The organism is Microbacterium sp. CCH5-D1 (genome assembly GCF_001557335.1).
In the GTDB taxonomy this organism is placed as follows: domain Bacteria; phylum Actinomycetota; class Actinomycetes; order Actinomycetales; family Microbacteriaceae; genus Microbacterium; species Microbacterium oxydans.
This window is the reverse complement of the sequence record NZ_LSJW01000204.1, coordinates 1-1,131: the sequence shown is the minus strand read 5'-3', so window position 1 is coordinate 1,131 and position 1,131 is coordinate 1. Positions and strand designations below refer to the sequence as shown.

Sequence of the window (1,131 nt, the reverse complement as noted above, 5' to 3'; positions counted from 1 at the left end):
GGCGGGACTGGTCGGCCTTCTCGGACTGCTGCTCTTCCCGACCGTCGCTCTGCCGCTCTGGGTGGCGATCTTCGGCCTCACGGCCATCATGTTCCCGCTCAGTCTCGTGCTGCTGAGCATCCGCGCCCGCACTCCGGAGAGCGCAGTGGCGCTGAGCGGTTTCGTGCAGAGCATCGGCTACGGGATCGCGGCGACCTTCCCGCTGCTCGTCGGGCTCCTCCACGAGACCACCGCAGGCTGGCAGGTTCCGCTGCTGGTCGTCGCGGGAGTGCTCGTGGCCTCCATCCCCGCGGGCATCGTCGCAGGTCGTCGGCGCACGGTCGAGGACGAGTGGGAGCGCCGGCTCGGGCGCTGGTGATGCGCTCGATCAGCGCGCCGACCGCGGCGGGGCCGTCGACGAGCGCACGATGAGCTGAGGATCGGTGGAGGGCATCTCGCCCACCGCCTCATGGCCCTCGATCTGCGCGATCACCCGGAGCGCCGCCGCGCGACCCATGGCCTCGAAGGGCTGGCGGACGGTCGTGAGTGCCGGGGAGGCGTAGGCGGCGAGGGCGATGTCGTCGACACTCACCACCGAGACGTCGTCGGGAACGCTGCGTCCGGCCTCGTGCAGCGCGCGGATCAGGCCGAACGCCATCTCGTCGCTGCTGACGAACACGGCCGTGGCCTCGGGGATGGCGGCGATCGTGCGACCGGCGCGGTAGCCCGACTCGGGTGTCCAGTCGGCGGGGATCAGTGGCGGGGGCACGATCCCGCGGTCGCGGAGCGTCTGCTCCCACGCCTCGCTGCGCTGCTGCGTCTCAGTCCAGTAGTCGTCGCCCGACACGTGCCACACGGTCTTGTGGCCGAGGTCGAGGAGATGCTCGACCGCGAGGCGGGCGATCGCGCGCTGATCGACGGCGAGCGGAGCATCCTCTTCGAGAGAGGTGCGCTCGCTCCGGGTCGCGGGCGTGCGCTCGGTGCGCGCCCTCATGGCCGGGCTCTCGAGTTCGAGCGGCACTCCGAGGATGATGCCCTCGGCCCCCTGGCGCTCGAGTCGGTCGAAGGCTTCGAGGAAGGCCTCGGCCGACGCGTGATCGGCGACGGCTGCGGTCGAGACCGTGTATCCGTTCGCCGCCGCCGCCTGTTGGA

The 1,131-nt window shown here is 71.4% G+C and carries 1 protein-coding gene and 1 pseudogene; one reads left to right on the top strand and one right to left on the bottom strand.

Translation table 11 applies throughout. The features are described 5' to 3' along the window. A pseudogene (locus tag AX744_RS20735) lies at nucleotides 1–358 on the top strand (MFS transporter); the annotation flags it as partial. A gap of 9 nt (nucleotides 359–367) precedes the next feature. Here AX744_RS20735 and AX744_RS12220 read toward each other — a convergent pair. Beyond that, nucleotides 368–1,131 (bottom strand): substrate-binding domain-containing protein (locus AX744_RS12220; RefSeq protein WP_061017147.1); only part of this gene is annotated, 764 nt, incomplete at its 5' end.